This is a genomic window from Flavobacterium kingsejongi, from assembly GCF_003076475.1.
Lineage (GTDB): Bacteria > Bacteroidota > Bacteroidia > Flavobacteriales > Flavobacteriaceae > Flavobacterium > Flavobacterium kingsejongi.
Map to the genome: position 1 here is coordinate 2,578,669 of NZ_CP020919.1, position 17,396 is coordinate 2,596,064.

Annotated in this window: 16 protein-coding genes and 2 pseudogenes; 10 read left to right on the plus strand and 8 right to left on the minus strand. The window is 37.3% G+C overall.

Annotated elements, in window-relative coordinates; all coding sequences use genetic code 11:
* Nucleotides 1-67: 67 nt before the first annotated feature.
* On the minus strand, nucleotides 68-2,692 hold the full coding sequence (locus FK004_RS11305) for a phosphatidylglycerol lysyltransferase domain-containing protein (RefSeq protein ID WP_108737361.1): 2,625 nt from the start codon (nucleotides 2,690-2,692) through the stop codon (nucleotides 68-70).
* Between the two features lie 161 nt (nucleotides 2,693-2,853).
* On the opposite strand from FK004_RS11305, the gene FK004_RS11310 reads away from it, so the two are divergent.
* Nucleotides 2,854-3,153 (plus strand): hypothetical protein, encoded by a 300-nt coding sequence (locus FK004_RS11310; protein WP_108737362.1) that lies wholly within the window; start codon nucleotides 2,854-2,856, stop codon nucleotides 3,151-3,153.
* Nucleotides 3,154-3,175: 22 nt separating this feature from the next.
* Here the strand turns inward: FK004_RS11310 and FK004_RS11315 are convergent, their stop codons facing one another.
* Nucleotides 3,176-4,234: a class I fructose-bisphosphate aldolase gene (locus FK004_RS11315; RefSeq protein WP_108737363.1), complete on the minus strand. Its 1,059-nt coding sequence runs from the start codon at nucleotides 4,232-4,234 to the stop codon at nucleotides 3,176-3,178.
* A 151-nt stretch (nucleotides 4,235-4,385) separates the two neighbouring features.
* Nucleotides 4,386-4,924: pseudogene (locus FK004_RS11320) on the minus strand (NAD(P)H-dependent oxidoreductase).
* A 152-nt stretch (nucleotides 4,925-5,076) separates the two neighbouring features.
* Here FK004_RS11320 and FK004_RS11325 point away from each other — a divergent pair.
* On the plus strand, nucleotides 5,077-5,430 hold the full coding sequence (locus FK004_RS11325) for a winged helix-turn-helix transcriptional regulator (RefSeq protein WP_108737364.1): 354 nt from the start codon (nucleotides 5,077-5,079) through the stop codon (nucleotides 5,428-5,430).
* 256 nt (nucleotides 5,431-5,686) lie between these two features.
* On the opposite strand, the gene FK004_RS11330 is transcribed toward FK004_RS11325, so the two are convergent.
* Nucleotides 5,687-6,310 carry a hypothetical protein gene (locus FK004_RS11330; protein ID WP_227871594.1) on the minus strand — a complete coding sequence of 208 codons (624 nt, stop codon included), beginning with the start codon at nucleotides 6,308-6,310 and terminating at the stop codon, nucleotides 5,687-5,689.
* A 137-nt stretch (nucleotides 6,311-6,447) separates the two neighbouring features.
* Entirely contained in the window at nucleotides 6,448-7,032 is a 585-nt protein-coding gene (locus FK004_RS11335; protein WP_108737365.1) for a Crp/Fnr family transcriptional regulator, read from the minus strand.
* Between the two features lie 525 nt (nucleotides 7,033-7,557).
* Here FK004_RS11335 and FK004_RS11340 point away from each other — a divergent pair.
* The gene (locus tag FK004_RS11340) at nucleotides 7,558-7,914 is read left to right on the plus strand and encodes an HAD hydrolase-like protein (protein WP_108737366.1); all 357 of its coding nucleotides are present in this window, start codon (nucleotides 7,558-7,560) and stop codon (nucleotides 7,912-7,914) included.
* 21 nt (nucleotides 7,915-7,935) lie between these two features.
* Nucleotides 7,936-8,226 carry an HAD family hydrolase gene (locus tag FK004_RS11345; protein ID WP_157956084.1) on the plus strand — a complete coding sequence of 97 codons (291 nt, stop codon included), beginning with the start codon at nucleotides 7,936-7,938 and terminating at the stop codon, nucleotides 8,224-8,226.
* Between the two features lie 141 nt (nucleotides 8,227-8,367).
* On the opposite strand, the gene FK004_RS11350 is transcribed toward FK004_RS11345, so the two are convergent.
* Entirely contained in the window at nucleotides 8,368-9,120 is a 753-nt protein-coding gene (locus FK004_RS11350; protein WP_108737368.1) for an FAD-dependent monooxygenase, read from the minus strand.
* 155 nt (nucleotides 9,121-9,275) lie between these two features.
* On the opposite strand from FK004_RS11350, the gene istA (FK004_RS11355) reads away from it, so the two are divergent.
* The 4 genes and pseudogenes from istA (FK004_RS11355) to FK004_RS11370 all read left to right on the plus strand — a co-directional run bounded on the left by istA (FK004_RS11355) (nucleotide 9,276) and on the right by FK004_RS11370 (nucleotide 14,066).
* Nucleotides 9,276-10,823: an IS21 family transposase gene (gene istA / locus FK004_RS11355; RefSeq protein ID WP_108735486.1), complete on the plus strand. Its 1,548-nt coding sequence runs from the start codon at nucleotides 9,276-9,278 to the stop codon at nucleotides 10,821-10,823.
* 16 nt (nucleotides 10,824-10,839) lie between these two features.
* Entirely contained in the window at nucleotides 10,840-11,577 is a 738-nt protein-coding gene (istB, locus tag FK004_RS11360; protein WP_056251131.1) for an IS21-like element helper ATPase IstB, read from the plus strand.
* Between the two features lie 345 nt (nucleotides 11,578-11,922).
* Nucleotides 11,923-13,347 carry an amino acid permease gene (locus tag FK004_RS11365; protein ID WP_108737369.1) on the plus strand — a complete coding sequence of 475 codons (1,425 nt, stop codon included), beginning with the start codon at nucleotides 11,923-11,925 and terminating at the stop codon, nucleotides 13,345-13,347.
* A 21-nt stretch (nucleotides 13,348-13,368) separates the two neighbouring features.
* Nucleotides 13,369-14,066: pseudogene (locus FK004_RS11370) on the plus strand (DUF1826 domain-containing protein).
* A 48-nt stretch (nucleotides 14,067-14,114) separates the two neighbouring features.
* On the opposite strand, the gene FK004_RS11375 reads toward FK004_RS11370, so the two are convergent.
* Both FK004_RS11375 and FK004_RS11380 read right to left on the minus strand, forming a co-directional pair.
* On the minus strand, nucleotides 14,115-14,393 hold the full coding sequence (locus FK004_RS11375) for a type II toxin-antitoxin system RelE/ParE family toxin (protein WP_108737370.1): 279 nt from the start codon (nucleotides 14,391-14,393) through the stop codon (nucleotides 14,115-14,117).
* The gene (locus FK004_RS11380) at nucleotides 14,386-14,631 is read right to left on the minus strand and encodes a ribbon-helix-helix domain-containing protein (protein ID WP_108737371.1); all 246 of its coding nucleotides are present in this window, start codon (nucleotides 14,629-14,631) and stop codon (nucleotides 14,386-14,388) included. Before FK004_RS11380 ends, FK004_RS11375 begins: the two co-directional genes overlap by 8 nt.
* 316 nt (nucleotides 14,632-14,947) lie before the next feature.
* On the opposite strand from FK004_RS11380, the gene istA (FK004_RS11385) reads away from it, so the two are divergent.
* On the plus strand, nucleotides 14,948-16,495 hold the full coding sequence (istA, locus tag FK004_RS11385) for an IS21 family transposase (protein ID WP_108735486.1): 1,548 nt from the start codon (nucleotides 14,948-14,950) through the stop codon (nucleotides 16,493-16,495).
* A 16-nt stretch (nucleotides 16,496-16,511) separates the two neighbouring features.
* Complete coding sequence (istB, locus tag FK004_RS11390; RefSeq protein WP_056251131.1) at nucleotides 16,512-17,249, plus strand: IS21-like element helper ATPase IstB; 738 nt, start codon at nucleotides 16,512-16,514, stop codon at nucleotides 17,247-17,249.
* Nucleotides 17,250-17,396: the final 147 nt, after the last annotated feature.

Sequence of the window (17,396 nt, forward strand, 5' to 3'; positions counted from 1 at the left end):
GTCCTGATGTTAATTTATTTATAAAGCTCAGTTTTTAGGCGTAAAAAACCTAAATAAGCCATGCGGTTCAGGGCTTGATCACATGCGACAATACAGCGGGTACCTGCAGTAAATCGTAGTCATTGGAATATAGTAGATACTGGTTGTGCCATTCGGGCGAAAATTTTTCCTTATAATCGCGCAAGCCCCTATAGTGTGAAAATGATTTTATGCGCTCATAGGCAAATTTCATTGATTTCTGCTGAAAAGTATCGGGATCCACAATACCGCTCAGGGGTGCAAATCCTAAATTTACCGTAGTCTTTCCCTCTGATTTGAAATGCTGGAATAAGGCAACTAAAATAAAATCCATTATGCCATTCGGGGCGTCTTTTGTTTTTCGGATGAGGTCATACGTACCTTCTCCCGGGGCATAATCGGGTATGATATTCAGGAAGGCTAAAATCCGGTTTTCGGGATCTTCTACCGTAATTAGTGTTTGTTGTGCTAACTCTTTTGCAATAAACATCCCCTGAGAAAAGATTATTTCTTTGCGCCCTGTGGTAATGAGCCATTCCTCACTTACTGTTTTTAATTTTTGAAGTATATTTTCCGGTATCGGGGCAGTGTAGATGACCGTTTTTAATCCTTTTTCACTGATTTTATTCAGACCATTCCGAAGTGATTTTTTGGCAGCCCCTTCCAAAGTGAACTGATTCAGGTTAATGATACCTTCCTGTCCAAGAAAGAGGCTCTTCTTGCCCAGACTGGTATAAAGGGTCAGATTTTCTTCGGGAACCCTGTAGTAAAGACTTTTTAAGCCACTTTCATAACAATACCGGTCAAAAGCCTGGATGCAGTTTTTCATTTCAGTGGTATCTGCAGCAACAGGATTTCCCAAAACAACCCCAAAATTGCCGGATATGCGATATGCAATAAAAGCATTTTTGTTTTTAGAGAAGAAAAATAGCTTATCGCCATAGGTTTTGAAATAATCCATGCCGCAGTTTCCATATAATTTTAAAAGGCCATTGGCCAATTTAATTTCACTTTCGGAAGCGGTATTTGTGAACACATAAGGGCGGATCAGCGTATAAATAAAAAAGGCTGTTGATAGCAAGCCGCTTATTTTTATGGAGGATAAAAAATTTTTTGCAAAAGAATCCTGTGGTACCAGATTCGCACTATCGATTAAAAAATAAGTTTGTAAGGCATAGCGTATCGATTCTATTCCGGTGAAGTCAATTGAAAAATGCTTCCGGTCCAAAAAATAAAAACCAATACTTCCATACGCCACTACAGCCATCCCACTCAATAGGGCTGTTTGGAGCCCAATGGTTCTTAGGCGCGGATTATTCCTGATGTAATATTCTTTTCTTGTTGCTATTAAAATCAGGATTACGAGAAAGGCAATACTGGCCTCTTCAAAATCAATTGCTTTCGTGAGGTTTCCAATTACTGAGAGGGTACTGAGGGCAAGGGAAAACCACCATGCTGTCCGTAATCCTTTCAGCATGAAGGCTGCGGTGACAAATAAGAATAATCCGGTTACCAGCACGAGGTCGTTGGAAGCATGGATGGCCGTGACCGGTAAAAATGATTGTAACCGTGTCAGCCGTTCATGGATAGCAGGAGTCAAAACGGATATAATATTTACAATACCGAGGGTAAATAATAGCAACGCCGGGATAATGCGCATTAATAATTTATTTATTTTAATCAGGAAAGCGAATATACCACCAAGCAGTGGCAGCCAGAATTCCAGGAATCGGAATAGAAAGGTCAGGGCAATGGCATCGATATTTCCAAAACCAAAACGGATCAATATATAGCTCATTGAGATTTCTATAGCCCCCAGTCCGCGTAAGAAAGGCGAAACGATCAGAAAAATTACAGCAACTATATAGCCCATGACGGCTGCAAAAAGGGAAGGTTCAAAATGTAGCGCAATCATGGCAATATAGAGGTGGGCAATACCTGCAATTTCAATGAGTACAGAATAGAAAAAGGTGAGGAGTAATTTTCGCTTATCGATAGTATTGTTATGCAGTTCCTCCAGTACAATTGCGGCTTTTGGGATTGATTTTATAAATCGGCGGTAGATGCTATTTTTTTTGCGAAAAGAATAATACAACAGCCACAGGACAATGGATAACAATACTACCGCTCCTAATGCATACCATTCGGAAGCTGCGGTTTCGCCTTTTGATAGTGCCAATAGAAACGCGGGAAAAGCAACCGCCAGTACCGATATTATTCCGACAAAACCGTAAATTGAAGAGGCAAAATAGATTTGCGTTTCTTTAATTCCCTTTTTTTGAATGCTTTTTGTAAAGAAAGCCAGGGATGAAATACCGCCAGCAGGTAGAAAGACACTAATCAGGTTTCGTTTTAAAAAGAGTATGATTGCATCCCCAAATAAGAGTGTCGTCCGTACAGTTGCAAATGAAGCGACATACATCAGGGACTGTAATGCAATGTACATACAGGTAATTCCTACACCCGCTAAGACCCATTTTGCATCGGCATCGCGCAATGTTTTTTTTACTTCAATTAATTCACTTCCTTCATGTTTAATGAACCAGATTCCAATTCCGATGAAGAAAGCAGTAAAAATAAACTGAATTATTATTTTTCTGTTTTCAGTAAGGAACGGGGCACTTTTTTCTTTAAAATAGGTAAAGAAGGGATGTGAAATGAGTGCTGCTTTCATCTTTTAAAGATAATTAAAATAGTTTCCGTAGTATGAATATTTAAATTACCTTTAGTTTATAAATTACCAGGACGAGAAGTTTAAAATCCTTAAATCCTGTTTTTTAGCATTGTTCCTGCGATGGGATGCACTACAGATTTATGATTTAAATTGATTATGAGATGGCAAATAATACGTCACCACACATTTTAAACACATCGGCGACCCTATTGGGTTTTTGTCTTTTTGTAATTACTTCATTGCGCATTAGCAATCAGGCTGAAAATAGTAATATTGATGAGTTTACCTCAGTTATTGCCATTGTTTTTGTCTTTTCGTGCCTCTTTTCCTTCTTGTCCATACGTACTTCAAACCTCGTACTCGAAAAGCAACTGGAAACCATGGCCGATAGGCTGTTCATCATAGCGCTCAGTGGGATCCTGATTATTATTATGCTGATTTCGTTTAATTTTATTAAATAAAAAAGGAATCTATTTTTAGTTTTTAGACGATAGTAATTTCTTTTGTCAGATAGACATCCTGGATATCGTTTAATAAACGGACACCTTCTTCGAATGGTCTTTGAAAGGCTTTCCGACCCAATATTAATCCTGTACCACCTGCTTTTTTATTGATTACTGCCGTCCTGATAGATTCGGATAAATCAGCGGCACCTTTAGATTCTCCACCGGAATTGATCAATCCGGCACGGCCTGCATAACAATTGAGCAACTGATAGCGGCAGAGGTCAATGGGATGGTCTGAAGAAAGTTCGCTGTACATTTTCGGATTGCTTTTGGCAAAATTGAGAGTTGTAAAACCGCCATTATTTTCCGGTAATTTCTGTTTTATGATATCGGCTTGCAGGGTCACCCCCAAATGATTGGCCTGGCCGGTAATATCTGCAGCCACTTCATAGTTTATGCCATCTTTTGTAAAACTGTTATTGCGCGTGTAGCACCATAATATGCAGGCCATTCCCAGTTCATGGGCACGTTCAAAAGCCTCACTGACTTCAATAATCTGCCTGTTGGAATTTTCAGAGCCAAAATAAATTGTCGCGCCAATGGCTGTTGCCCCAAGATTCCAGGCATCCTTGACACTCCCAAACATAATCTGGTCGTATTTCACGGGATAGGTGAGCAACTCATTGTGGTTTATTTTGACAATGAAAGGAATCTTATGAGCATATTTCCGGGACATCATCGCGAGGTTCCCGAATGTAGTAGCTACGGCATTACATCCCCCTTCCATCGCAAGCCGGATGATATTTTCGGGATCAAAATACAACGGATTGGGCGCAAAGGAGCTACCAGCGGTGTGCTCTATTCCCTGGTCTACCGGCAATATGGATAAGTATCCCGTTTTGGATAGCCTGCCATGATTCTGCAGGGCGCTCAGGCTTTTAAGTACCTGAGGATTTCGATTGCTAAGAGCCAATACATCATCAATAAAAGTTGGAGACGGCTGGTGTAAAAGGGTCCGTGGTATTTTAGGGTGTTGAAAGTTCAAAAGATTTTCGGCCTCATTTCCTAAAAGCTGCTGTAGTGCTGTATAATCCATAAGTTGTTATTTTACATGCTTTTATAAAGATACGATTTTTGAAAAAAGTAACCCCAATCGAACTGTTAAGATTAAGGCAGAAATAGTTTCTAAAGCCGAAAAATAGTAACCGGGTATACTTACCCAAGTTGCCTTGTTACTGCTTTTACAATTATTCCTTTTCCAAAGCTGTTATAAAATCAATATAATCCCGCGTACTTTTTTCGATTCTTTCAGGAAGTACATTCGTTTCAATTCCATAGAACGCAAAAAAAGGTTTGTAGTCGGCTTTGATGTAATGGAACGTAACTTCAAATGGTGCTGTGAGTTCTTTTAGGGTGTACTTGTATTTTCCGGAAGCGCTATACTCTTCTTCATTGATACCAACTGAAATCGCCAGTGCAATTTTCTTTCCGGCTACTTTATAGCCGCTTTTGGAGCCATAAGCCCAGCCATATACTAATACTTCATCCAGCCATTTTTTTAAAAGTGGCGGGCAATTGAACCAATAGAATGGGAACTGGAATAGGATCGTATCGTGATTGTCGACCAATTGCTGTTCTTTTTCCACATCGATCTTTTCGTCCGGATAGGTGCCGTACAAATCATGGACGGTATACTGTTCCGGATTTTTTTTAATGCCGCAATCCATGCTTTGTTTACCGTTGAGGTTTCCAGATTGGGGTGCGTGATAATTACTAAAACTTTCATGATATAAATACTTAAATTTGCAGGTACAAATATCGAATCCATAAACCCATTGGACAATAAGGGGCAAATTAATCATATAGTGATTAATTCAGCACCAATAAAATTAGGGATGAGCTAGGTGTACTCATGAATCTAACAACAAAATATAGCAGATGTACCAAAAAAAGATTCCCATAGATTATGATTGTGGCCTTGGTGTAGCGATGGAAGTGATAGGATCCAAATGGAAATTTTGTGTATTGGATGAAATCTCGAAAGGGATAACACGCCCTAAAGATCTTGTACATGCTATAAACGGAATTACTAAACGGGTGCTGCAAAACCAATTGCGGGAACTGGAACGGCACGGCATATTGGGTAAAACGGTTTATACCGAAGTCCCTTTACGGGTGGAGTATTATATCACTGAATCCGGAAAATCACTCCTGCCTTTAATTGCAGCTGTCGATACCTGGGGATTGGGATTTGCTCCCCAACTGAAAACACTATTAGAAAAGGAAAATTAGGAAAGCTTAAACTTGCACTAGTTGCTATTTTTTCAAAAACAAACCCCCTTTTCACACTATAACAATGCGAAAAGGGGGTTGTATATTCAGCAGTATATGTTATTGTTTTAGGGCCTATTTTTCGGACGATGCGAGCACCGATTTTTGCGTGTTCGTTAACTCTTTTAAGCTTGCTTTCAGGCTATTTATTTCTTCATCGATTTTCGATATTTTGCCTACTGCTGTTTTAAACTACTTTCCGGAGCTGTAAACCTTTCTATGGTAGTTGCTTATGGTTTATAATTTGCCTTATAGAAGCGAGGTGCGAAAGCAATACTAACGGCACCAGGACAGCAGGTAATAGTGTAAATGGAAATTGTAAAAGGGCAATGTTCGGTTGATCCAAAGCAAATTGCTGAAATGGTGTTGGTAATGATAAAACTGCATTGCCGGCAATATTCAGCAATAAACCAAGACAGATAAGATTCCAGATCAATAATAGAGCTGTACTGGTTTTCTGTTTTCGGAATGTCAAATAATAGATAACAGGAGCTGAAATACCTGATAGGATATCAAAGTTCCGACCTTCAAAAGTCATGAGTTCGGGTACCATCCGGTACGTGCAAAGCCATAACAAAACGAGTTCAACCGGTATCCTGATGGTATGGATATACGTAAGGGTTTTAATATCCAAACCATCAATTAATGCTTTTCCTTTTTTAGAAGTAAAAAGTATAAAAATGAAGAGGACAGGTGGTAGTAAAAGCAGGGCAAATCGGGGAGGTAAGGTAGCTTCAATTTTGTAAAAACCACTGAGGCTAATCAATGACTGAATTGCTACCAGAGGCTTATCAGGAACAAAAAACTTTTTGATGAATGACTGGCTTTGTAAAAAAGCCAAATTGCAGTTAGGAGTGTAATTCCAAAAACAAGACTGATGTAAAGGGGTAAAGTATCCATAATGCTAATTATTTGCGTTAAGCAAAGGAATACCTATTATGTTATATTCCACTTAGCATATGGCAAGAAATGAAATTGTTACTGTTTTTTTGAGAGTTCTTTTCGTATCCGGCTTAAAGAAGTATCTGTGATACCGAGGTAAGAGGCTATGTTTTTTAAAGGGGCATGCTGAAAAATTTCAGGATTTGTTTTTAGTAAAAAAAGATAGCGCTCTTCAGCAGTTTCAGTAATCATGGAAAGCATTCTGGTTTTAAGCCCTGAAAAACCTTTTACCAGTATAGATCTCCCAAATTCACGAAATTGGGGGACCGTATGAAAAAGGGTATTGAGTTGTTTATAGCTAATATAATAACCGCTGCAATCAGTAAGTGCCTGGATATTTTCTTGCGATTTTGTCCGGTTGAAGAAAGAAGCGACCTCAAATACAACCGCTCCTGGACTGTAAAAACCTGTGGTTACTTCATTGCCTTCAGTATCGTATGCAAAGGCACGCATAAATCCTTTTTCGAGGAACAGATATTCATCACAAATCCCTTTTTCGGCGAGCTGTAGTTCATTTTTTGCAATAGATTTAGATTGAAAATGGCTTGCAATTTCTGCTGCTGTTTGTAAAGAAATTAACTTTGTATTTTCAAAGTATGCCACAAGTGCCTTTTTGCTCATCGTATTTCTATTAATTAGTATTGTCCAAGATACTAATAAAATATATCCTGCAATCCTATCTAATCATTTTATTAGGTGGTTTACCGTGCGAAAAGTAATGGAATACGAATCCATTTTATTTTGCTAATTCATATACTTTTTCCAAAGCTTTATCGCTAAGTCTTTATTGGTATAAAAATTATTATAAAAAGCGTAATTGGTAAAATGTACCGGTGTTCACGGATAAAGCTGTACCATAATAACTTTACTATGCTCTTCTATTTCAATCATTTCATCGATAAACCTACAATTAAACATTCAGTGTTGGGCATTTCCTTTAACCCCTTTTCCGGATCAAAATTTTTCGGTCTTATTTTTTCAAAGTAAGGAGCAAGGAATTTTACAACAGTTGAAATTCTTTAGATTATTTATTAGGAGCCACTCAAAATTAAATTTTAATTAACGTCTGTATTTTGCAAAATAATGCAATTTTGCTTTTATTTGCAATATTGTAAAATATACTAAAAATATTTTACGGTTTAAAAGATGATGAAAACAGAACAGATTACCCCAGTTGTTGGCTGTATTATATTTGATTGTGATAGCGTGTTACTGAATACAGATACGATAATAATTTCTACTCTTTTGGACTTAGCAGAAGAATATGGATTGACTATAGAATTGGATGAAGCGGTATGGCTCTTTAGCGAAAAAGGGGTAGAGCAGAACATAATCAAGCTTAACAATCTTATTGGTACAGCTGTTCCTGATAACTTTGAAGAAAAGATCCGGAAAAATATTTATCAAGAATTGAAATATGGACTGGAACCCAAAGAAGGTGTTACAGAAATGCTTCGGATGCTGAAAGTTCCATTTTATATAGTATCGAATTTGTCACGGTAAGAAATTGAACTTAATTTGTGGTTGACCAACCTGCTTCAGTTTTTTACCCCAGAAAAAATAATTACGCCCAGCGAAAGGGGAATCTGGAATTCAAATCATGAAGTATACTTGGAGGTTACACAGATTATGGGATATGATCCCGGGCAATGTGCCGTAATTGTAGATAGCATTGGAGGGATAAAAAATGGTTTAGAAGATGGTTTTAAAGTATATGGGCTTACCAATGGATTCAACAAGAGTGAAATGGAAAATTTGGGTGCTGTTATTTTGGAAGAAATCAAGGAGTTGCCCCAACACCTGAAAATCATTTGATTCTATATACAAATTGAATTTATTAAAGTGATGTTGGATTTTATAAGGAACGAATCCCCGATACACCGATTCATGTATTGAGGATTAGTTTCAGATTTAGTTTTACAATAAATCGTATCAGTTTATGGAGTAGTGAAAATACTAAAAGCCTGCTGTGTTTCTCTTGCGAATGGCTTCTTCGGTTCTGGGGACAAGAGATTCTAAACCCATTCTAACCGCTTCCTGCTGCACTTCCTCAATAAATGGACGAAAACTGGTATTGTACTCCTGAAATGCCACTTTAAAATTCCCGTTGTGTTTTTGCATTGCATCGGCTAATGCGGCAGCACCATTAATGGCCAGCGAACCACCCATGCCTGCCGCCGGAGAAGCGCAATACCCAGCATCACCTACCAAAGCCACCCTGCCTTTTGTCCAGGAAGGCATTTTAATCTGGCAGAGCTTATCGAAATAAAAACTTTTGGCATTCATTACTTCGTCTAATAAAGCTGCAGTTCTCCAACTTTCTCCTTTGAATTGTTCTCTAATAATTTTCCTTTGAGCAGCTTCATCACGATAATCATAAGAGATTTCTTTTTCTGAACGAAAGCCGAAAATGATATCGGTTTTATTGTTATAAGCATTTAACATAACAGCCTTGTCGGGCACATTATACAATTGCGCGGTATTTTGTTGTATCAGTAATTTATTGACGATCGTGATAGAAAAATATTGCCCTAGAAAATGAGAGTATTCTGCTTCTTCGCCAAACCACATTTTTCGTACAGCCGAATGCAGGCCATCACAGCCAAACAATAGGTCGAAGGAATGCTGTGAACCATCTTTAAGCGTAATTTCAAGGGCATCTGTAGTTTCCTTTATCGCTGTAATGGAAAAACCGGTCAATTTGACCACCTAATTCCGGAGTAAATTGACCACCCGTTCCGGAGCAAACTGACCACCTAATTCCGGAGCAAATTGACCACCAAGTTTTGTGGTGAATTAAGTATTAAAAACTATTGATTTTTTCATGTTGTTAGAACCATACATTCGTTAAAAATTTACGGATTATGGCAAACAAAATAACAGACATGAGTAAAATTAGAAAAGTAATTAAATTCTATTGTAATGGAAAGAGTAAGTTATTTATAAGTAGCTACTTATCCCTTTCAAGAAATACGGTAAAGAAATATATTTCTTTATTTGAAGTTCTCGAATTAAGCTTTGAATTAATCGACCAAAAAACCGATGCAGAGCTGGAACTTTTATTCTCCCAGACTAGTGTAGAGGCCATTAGCCCGAGATTACAGACACTTTATGATTTTTTTCCTAAAATGGAACGTGAACTAAAAAAAGTTGGCGTTACCGTACAGCATATGTGGGAACAATATATTGCTGTAAATCCTGATGGTTATCGAACTTCACAATTTCATTATCATTACAATATATGGGGCAAACGAGTTAATCCGGTCATGCATATGAACCATAAGGCTGGTGATAAAATGTATGTTGATTATGCCGGAAAGACACTCTCAATTATTGATATAGATACTGGAGAAGTCAAAGAAGTACAATTTTTTGTAGCAATATTGGGCGCTAGCCAATACACGTATGCTGAAGCTTCCATGAGCCAGCAAAAGGAAAACTTTGTTGACTCGGTAGAAAATGCCATGCGCTTTTTTGAAGGCACTCCTGCCGCCATTGTTCCAGATAATTTAAAATCTGCCGTAATAAAAAGCAGTCGTTTTGAACCGACAATCAATGAAACCCTGGCTGATTTAGCAGAACATTACGAAACCACAATTTTACCTGCCAGAGCTTACAGGCCCAGAGACAAGTCACTAGTTGAAGGAGCTGTTAAGATATTATATCGAAGGATTTATGTAACCATAAAAGAAACTAAGTTCTTTTCTCTGGAAGAATTAAACCAGCAGATCTGGGATTTACTTGACTCTCACAATAACAGAAAACTGACAGGACGCCCTTATTCCCGCTTTGAATTATTTTTAGAAGACGAGAAAGAAAAACTGCGTCCACTCCCACAAGATCGTTTTGAAATTAAATACCAGTCTTTTGCAACAGTAATGCAAAACGGTCATGTTCAATTAAGCCAGGACAAAAACTATTACAGCGTTCCGTATCAATATGTAAAGAAGAAAGCCAAGCTGTTATATACCAAATCAACAGTAGAGATTTATTATAAATACAATCGAATAGCTGTACATCCAAGAAACTACAAACCTTATGTCTATACAACAACTCCTGAGCATTTAGCCAGTACACATCAATTTGTAGCCCAATGGAGTGCTGCCCGCTTCATTGAATGGGCTAATAATATTGATGAGTCAGTAGGAGAATATATAATGCAGATAATCGAAAGCAGAAATCATCCAGAACAGGCTTATAAAAGCTGTTTAGGAATACTGAATTTTGAAAAAAAGGTAGGCAGACAGCGATTAATAAATGCCTGCAGGCGGGCACTTGATTTTAAAATTTACAATTTTAAGACCATACAAAACATTTTAGAAAACAACTTGGATCATATTGATTTTGATCAAGAACCTGAGCAGGAACTTCCCGATCACAGTAACATAAGAGGAAAACACTATTATAACTAAATTAAATCTTGAAAAAATGAATGAATCCACAGTAACCAAAATGAAACAAATGAAGCTTTATGGCATGTTTAATGCTTTTAAAACAGCCATTGAAAGCGGGAAAACAGATCATTATACCCTTGACCAGTTTGTATCGATGATTATTGATGCAGAATGGGATGAAAGGTACAATCGTCGTATTGAACGAAGTATCACTAATGCCAAATTCCATTACAAATCAAATATTGAAAGTATCAATTTTGATGTATCACGTAACCTGGACCGAAACATGGTACTGCGTCTGGCAGAATGCGAATTTATAGAGAAAAACGAAAACATTTTAATCACTGGAAGCACCGGTGTCGGTAAAAGTTATTTAGGTACTGCATTAGGTTATCAAGCCTGTATACAGGGTTTTAAGGTAAGTTATTTTAATACCTCAAAATTGTTCGCTAGACTAAAAATGGCTAAAGCAGATGGTACTTATCTACGGGAACTTACCAAAATACAAAGACAGGATGTTATAATACTTGATGATTTTGGACTCCAGGCACTTGACAGCCATAACCGAATTACTCTTTTAGAGATCATAGAGGACAGGCATAATAACGGCTCTATAATCGTGACATCACAAATACCAGTTCAAGGCTGGTATGATATAATTGGAGAAAAAACGATAGCCGATGCAATATTAGACAGACTTATACACCAATCTCATAGGCTTGAATTACATGGAGAATCCATGAGAAAGAAAAGAGGAATAAACAAAGAGTGATATTTTATTATATTTGAATACTAATTAACAGATGAAAAAATATAGTTTTTAATCAAAACGGAGGTGCTCACTTTGCACCGGAATTAGGTGGTCATTTTGAACTGGAATCAGGTGCTCACTTTAAAACGGAATGGGGTGATCAATATAACCGGAATTTGCAGAATACAGTTGAGGAAAGCTTTTTTTAGTCATTCTGTAAATTAGCAGTTTAACTTTTAAAACTTAAAAACGTATATGCTACTATGACAACTGCGACAGCACCGTATTTTGTACCATTCCTTTTTTAACTTATCTTCGCTCTTTATACATTGGTGAGTACATTTTACTCCTTTAAAAATTTACTTTGTGAAACAAAAACAGGAAGACGTAGCAGATAACCAGCTTAAACGTGGGCTGACGAACCGCCACATTCAGTTAATTGCCTTAGGTGGATCAATAGGTACAGGTCTTTTCCTGGGCATTGGCCCGGCGGCTGTATTAGCAGGGCCCTCTGTTATTTTAGGATATGCTTTTGCCGGAATTATCGCTTTTTTTATTATGAGGCAACTTGGTGAAATGGTTGTTGAAGAACCGGTGTCCGGAAGCTTTAGTCACTTTGCCTATAAGTATTGTGGCCCTTTTGCAGGTTTTGCCTCCGGTTGGAATTATTGGATTTTATATATTTTAGTGAGTATGGCTGAACTTACGGCCATTGGTGTGTATGTGCAGTTTTGGTGGCCTGGAATTCCGCTGTGGTCATCCAGTTTATTTTTCTTCCTGGTTATTAATGCGTTGAATTTTGCCTCCGTAAAAGTGTACGGCGAAACAGAATTTTGGTTCTCCATCATAAAAGTGGTCGCAATTATTGCCATGATCCTCTTTGGTACCTACTTGCTGATCAGTGGGACAGGAGGAGAGCACGCTACAATTCATAATTTATATAACGATGGAGGCTTCTTTCCAAAAGGTTTCTTTGAAAAAACGACTACTGGTAGTTTTGAGGGCTTATTAGCCGCAATGGCGCTGATTATGTTCTCCTTTGGCGGTTTAGAACTCATCGGGATTACCGCAGCTGAGGCAGAAAATCCAGAAAAAAATATTCCAAAAGCAACCAATCAGGTCATCTATAGGATCCTTATATTTTATGTGGGTGCATTAGTCATTTTATTTGCGTTGTCACCCTGGCAGCAAATTACGACAGATAGCAGCCCATTTGTAATGGTTTTTCAGAATCTAAACGGAATGGAATTTGAATTTTTTGGGCATAAAATATTTTTCACACGCCTTATTGCGAATGCGCTCAATCTAATTGTATTAACGGCCGCTTTATCCGTATACAATAGCAGCGTATACAGCAACTCCCGGATGTTATATGGTTTAGCAGATCAGGGCAATGCGCCCAGGTTTTTAAAGAAGCTCAACAAACAATCAGTACCCATTAATGCTATTTTGATTTCTTCCTGTTTTGCAGCGATCTGTATTTTAATCAATAAAGTAATTCCAGAAGAGGCTTTTAGTATTTTAATGTCTTTGGTGGTGTCTTCTTTAATTATTAACTGGGTGATGATTTCGTATACGCACCTCCAATTTAGGCGATCGAAAGACAAGGAAAACACAAAAACGAAGTTTCCTTCCCTATTTTATCCGGTAAGTAATTACATCTGTTTTCTGTTTTTATTGGGGATTTTATCCATCATGTGGATGACCAATATGAAGTTGTCCGTAGAATTAATTCCTATTTGGCTGGGGATACTTTTTGTATGTTATAAAGTTTTAAAGACAAAAAAATAACGAGCTTATAACTATTATGCGATGAGCTATATATTTTCTGACAACAATCAAATAGGAGTGGTAGCTACTTTCGATGCACTCGTACAGACCGATTTCAAGGGCGCAATGAATGCGCTGTGCTGGCACAGAAATTTGGATGGCGATTTTAACGAGATTGTAGCCCAATTATCTTTAAAAGAAAATATAACCGAAGTTTCTCGGGAAGATCTCATCGCACTCCAACTATCCGAAAAGGGGAATAGAGCCAGGGAAATAATCCTAAATGATTTGCAATTATTAAAGGATTTTGGCGCTTCGCCGGCTCTGAATTTGCTGAAGTGTTACGAACGTGATGATGAATTTGATTTCATATCGACCGATGTGTATTCGTTTCATGTGGATCGTTCGCCCATTGCTACCGATACTTTTTTATGTACCTATCACGGCGCGGCAAGTGATATTATTGCTAATGCACAGGCACAGCAAAAAATCCTGATTCCGGAAATCCGGGCCAAGCTAAAAGAGCTGCATGACGGACCAGAAGAAGAATTCGAAGACTTTTTAAAGAACAATTATTTTGATTTGCATTATCAGGTTAATGCGGATGCAGCACCTATTAATTTAGGGGTAGGGCATCTTTGGCGACTGGCCGTAGATCATCCTAAACAACAAGTGCTGCCTTGTATTCATAGAGCACCTATAGAAAAGGATGGGGATATCGGTTGTTGTTGATTTGTTGAGGTGTGAAATTTCTATGGAAAATAGGTATTATCGAAAATGAAATTGCTTTAAAAGTCTTGCCTTCCAATAATAGTAATAATCTCTACCCGTTTGTTTGCATTAATTTGGTAGTAAATAGTATCGATACCGCAAACACAATAACGATATCCTATTTTAATGTGGTCAGCAGATGGAAATAAAAAAGGATTTCCCTCTATTTTTTCAAAACAATCATAAAACATATTAAAATAGCCATCAGCTTGATTAATTCCAAACTTACTAACACCATAATAATAAATTCTTCTTAAATCTTCTTTGGCTTCGCTACTTAAATAATAGCTATACATTAGGCAAATCTTTTTTAAATTCGGCTAACATTTCTTCTCTGGTTTGTTTTTTTGCAAAACCGCTTTTTTCTCCCTTATCTATTTTTTCTCTCACAAACTCATAGTATTCTTCTCGTGAACGAGCTTGCTTAATCAAATAGTTAATAGCTTCACTTTTGCTGCTAAACTCTTCTGCATTCACCTGATTTTTCAACCACTCTTCATTAGGGGCAGTTAATGATATACTTTGTCGTGTCATAATAATACAAGTTTTTAGATTGGTGTAAATTTACACCAAATTTTGAAATGGAAAATAGATTTAGATGAAATAGTTTTTTAATTGTTGCGTTGCAACCCTGATCGCTCGGAAATTCTTTCCGTGCCCGTTCTTATATTGGAAAAACCGGTCAATTTGACCACCTAATTCCGGAGTAAATTGACCACCCGTTCCGGAGCAAACTGACCACCTAATTCCGGAGCAAATTGACCACCAAGTTTTGTGGTGAATTAAGTATTAAAAACTATTGATTTTTTCATGTTGTTAGAACCATACATTCGTTAAAAATTTACGGATTATGGCAAACAAAATAACAGACATGAGTAAAATTAGAAAAGTAATTAAATTCTATTGTAATGGAAAGAGTAAGTTATTTATAAGTAGCTACTTATCCCTTTCAAGAAATACGGTAAAGAAATATATTTCTTTATTTGAAGTTCTCGAATTAAGCTTTGAATTAATCGACCAAAAAACCGATGCAGAGCTGGAACTTTTATTCTCCCAGACTAGTGTAGAGGCCATTAGCCCGAGATTACAGACACTTTATGATTTTTTTCCTAAAATGGAACGTGAACTAAAAAAAGTTGGCGTTACCGTACAGCATATGTGGGAACAATATATTGCTGTAAATCCTGATGGTTATCGAACTTCACAATTTCATTATCATTACAATATATGGGGCAAACGAGTTAATCCGGTCATGCATATGAACCATAAGGCTGGTGATAAAATGTATGTTGATTATGCCGGAAAGACACTCTCAATTATTGATATAGATACTGGAGAAGTCAAAGAAGTACAATTTTTTGTAGCAATATTGGGCGCTAGCCAATACACGTATGCTGAAGCTTCCATGAGCCAGCAAAAGGAAAACTTTGTTGACTCGGTAGAAAATGCCATGCGCTTTTTTGAAGGCACTCCTGCCGCCATTGTTCCAGATAATTTAAAATCTGCCGTAATAAAAAGCAGTCGTTTTGAACCGACAATCAATGAAACCCTGGCTGATTTAGCAGAACATTACGAAACCACAATTTTACCTGCCAGAGCTTACAGGCCCAGAGACAAGTCACTAGTTGAAGGAGCTGTTAAGATATTATATCGAAGGATTTATGTAACCATAAAAGAAACTAAGTTCTTTTCTCTGGAAGAATTAAACCAGCAGATCTGGGATTTACTTGACTCTCACAATAACAGAAAACTGACAGGACGCCCTTATTCCCGCTTTGAATTATTTTTAGAAGACGAGAAAGAAAAACTGCGTCCACTCCCACAAGATCGTTTTGAAATTAAATACCAGTCTTTTGCAACAGTAATGCAAAACGGTCATGTTCAATTAAGCCAGGACAAAAACTATTACAGCGTTCCGTATCAATATGTAAAGAAGAAAGCCAAGCTGTTATATACCAAATCAACAGTAGAGATTTATTATAAATACAATCGAATAGCTGTACATCCAAGAAACTACAAACCTTATGTCTATACAACAACTCCTGAGCATTTAGCCAGTACACATCAATTTGTAGCCCAATGGAGTGCTGCCCGCTTCATTGAATGGGCTAATAATATTGATGAGTCAGTAGGAGAATATATAATGCAGATAATCGAAAGCAGAAATCATCCAGAACAGGCTTATAAAAGCTGTTTAGGAATACTGAATTTTGAAAAAAAGGTAGGCAGACAGCGATTAATAAATGCCTGCAGGCGGGCACTTGATTTTAAAATTTACAATTTTAAGACCATACAAAACATTTTAGAAAACAACTTGGATCATATTGATTTTGATCAAGAACCTGAGCAGGAACTTCCCGATCACAGTAACATAAGAGGAAAACACTATTATAACTAAATTAAATCTTGAAAAAATGAATGAATCCACAGTAACCAAAATGAAACAAATGAAGCTTTATGGCATGTTTAATGCTTTTAAAACAGCCATTGAAAGCGGGAAAACAGATCATTATACCCTTGACCAGTTTGTATCGATGATTATTGATGCAGAATGGGATGAAAGGTACAATCGTCGTATTGAACGAAGTATCACTAATGCCAAATTCCATTACAAATCAAATATTGAAAGTATCAATTTTGATGTATCACGTAACCTGGACCGAAACATGGTACTGCGTCTGGCAGAATGCGAATTTATAGAGAAAAACGAAAACATTTTAATCACTGGAAGCACCGGTGTCGGTAAAAGTTATTTAGGTACTGCATTAGGTTATCAAGCCTGTATACAGGGTTTTAAGGTAAGTTATTTTAATACCTCAAAATTGTTCGCTAGACTAAAAATGGCTAAAGCAGATGGTACTTATCTACGGGAACTTACCAAAATACAAAGACAGGATGTTATAATACTTGATGATTTTGGACTCCAGGCACTTGACAGCCATAACCGAATTACTCTTTTAGAGATCATAGAGGACAGGCATAATAACGGCTCTATAATCGTGACATCACAAATACCAGTTCAAGGCTGGTATGATATAATTGGAGAAAAAACGATAGCCGATGCAATATTAGACAGACTTATACACCAATCTCATAGGCTTGAATTACATGGAGAATCCATGAGAAAGAAAAGAGGAATAAACAAAGAGTGATATTTTATTATATTTGAATACTAATTAACAGATGAAAAAATATAGTTTTTAATCAAAACGGAGGTGCTCACTTTGCACCGGAATTAGGTGGTCATTTTGAACTGGAATCAGGTGCTCACTTTAAAACGGAATGGGGTGATCAATATA

What these genes read in the sequence shown, in the direction of transcription:
- FK004_RS11305 (WP_108737361.1), bottom strand. Translation starts at nt 2,692, where the DNA reads ATGAAAGCAGCACTCATTTCACATCCCTTCTTTACCTATTTTAAAGAA.
- FK004_RS11310 (WP_108737362.1), top strand. Translation starts at nt 2,854, where the DNA reads ATGGCAAATAATACGTCACCACACATTTTAAACACATCGGCGACCCTA.
- FK004_RS11315 (WP_108737363.1), bottom strand. Translation starts at nt 4,234, where the DNA reads ATGGATTATACAGCACTACAGCAGCTTTTAGGAAATGAGGCCGAAAAT.
- FK004_RS11325 (WP_108737364.1), top strand. Translation starts at nt 5,077, where the DNA reads ATGTACCAAAAAAAGATTCCCATAGATTATGATTGTGGCCTTGGTGTA.
- FK004_RS11335 (WP_108737365.1), bottom strand. Translation starts at nt 7,032, where the DNA reads ATGAGCAAAAAGGCACTTGTGGCATACTTTGAAAATACAAAGTTAATT.
- FK004_RS11340 (WP_108737366.1), top strand. Translation starts at nt 7,558, where the DNA reads ATGATGAAAACAGAACAGATTACCCCAGTTGTTGGCTGTATTATATTT.
- istA (WP_108735486.1), top strand. Translation starts at nt 9,276, where the DNA reads ATGGCAAACAAAATAACAGACATGAGTAAAATTAGAAAAGTAATTAAA.
- istB (WP_056251131.1), top strand. Translation starts at nt 10,840, where the DNA reads ATGAATGAATCCACAGTAACCAAAATGAAACAAATGAAGCTTTATGGC.
- FK004_RS11375 (WP_108737370.1), bottom strand. Translation starts at nt 14,393, where the DNA reads ATGTATAGCTATTATTTAAGTAGCGAAGCCAAAGAAGATTTAAGAAGA.
- FK004_RS11380 (WP_108737371.1), bottom strand. Translation starts at nt 14,631, where the DNA reads ATGACACGACAAAGTATATCATTAACTGCCCCTAATGAAGAGTGGTTG.
- istA (WP_108735486.1), top strand. Translation starts at nt 14,948, where the DNA reads ATGGCAAACAAAATAACAGACATGAGTAAAATTAGAAAAGTAATTAAA.
- istB (WP_056251131.1), top strand. Translation starts at nt 16,512, where the DNA reads ATGAATGAATCCACAGTAACCAAAATGAAACAAATGAAGCTTTATGGC.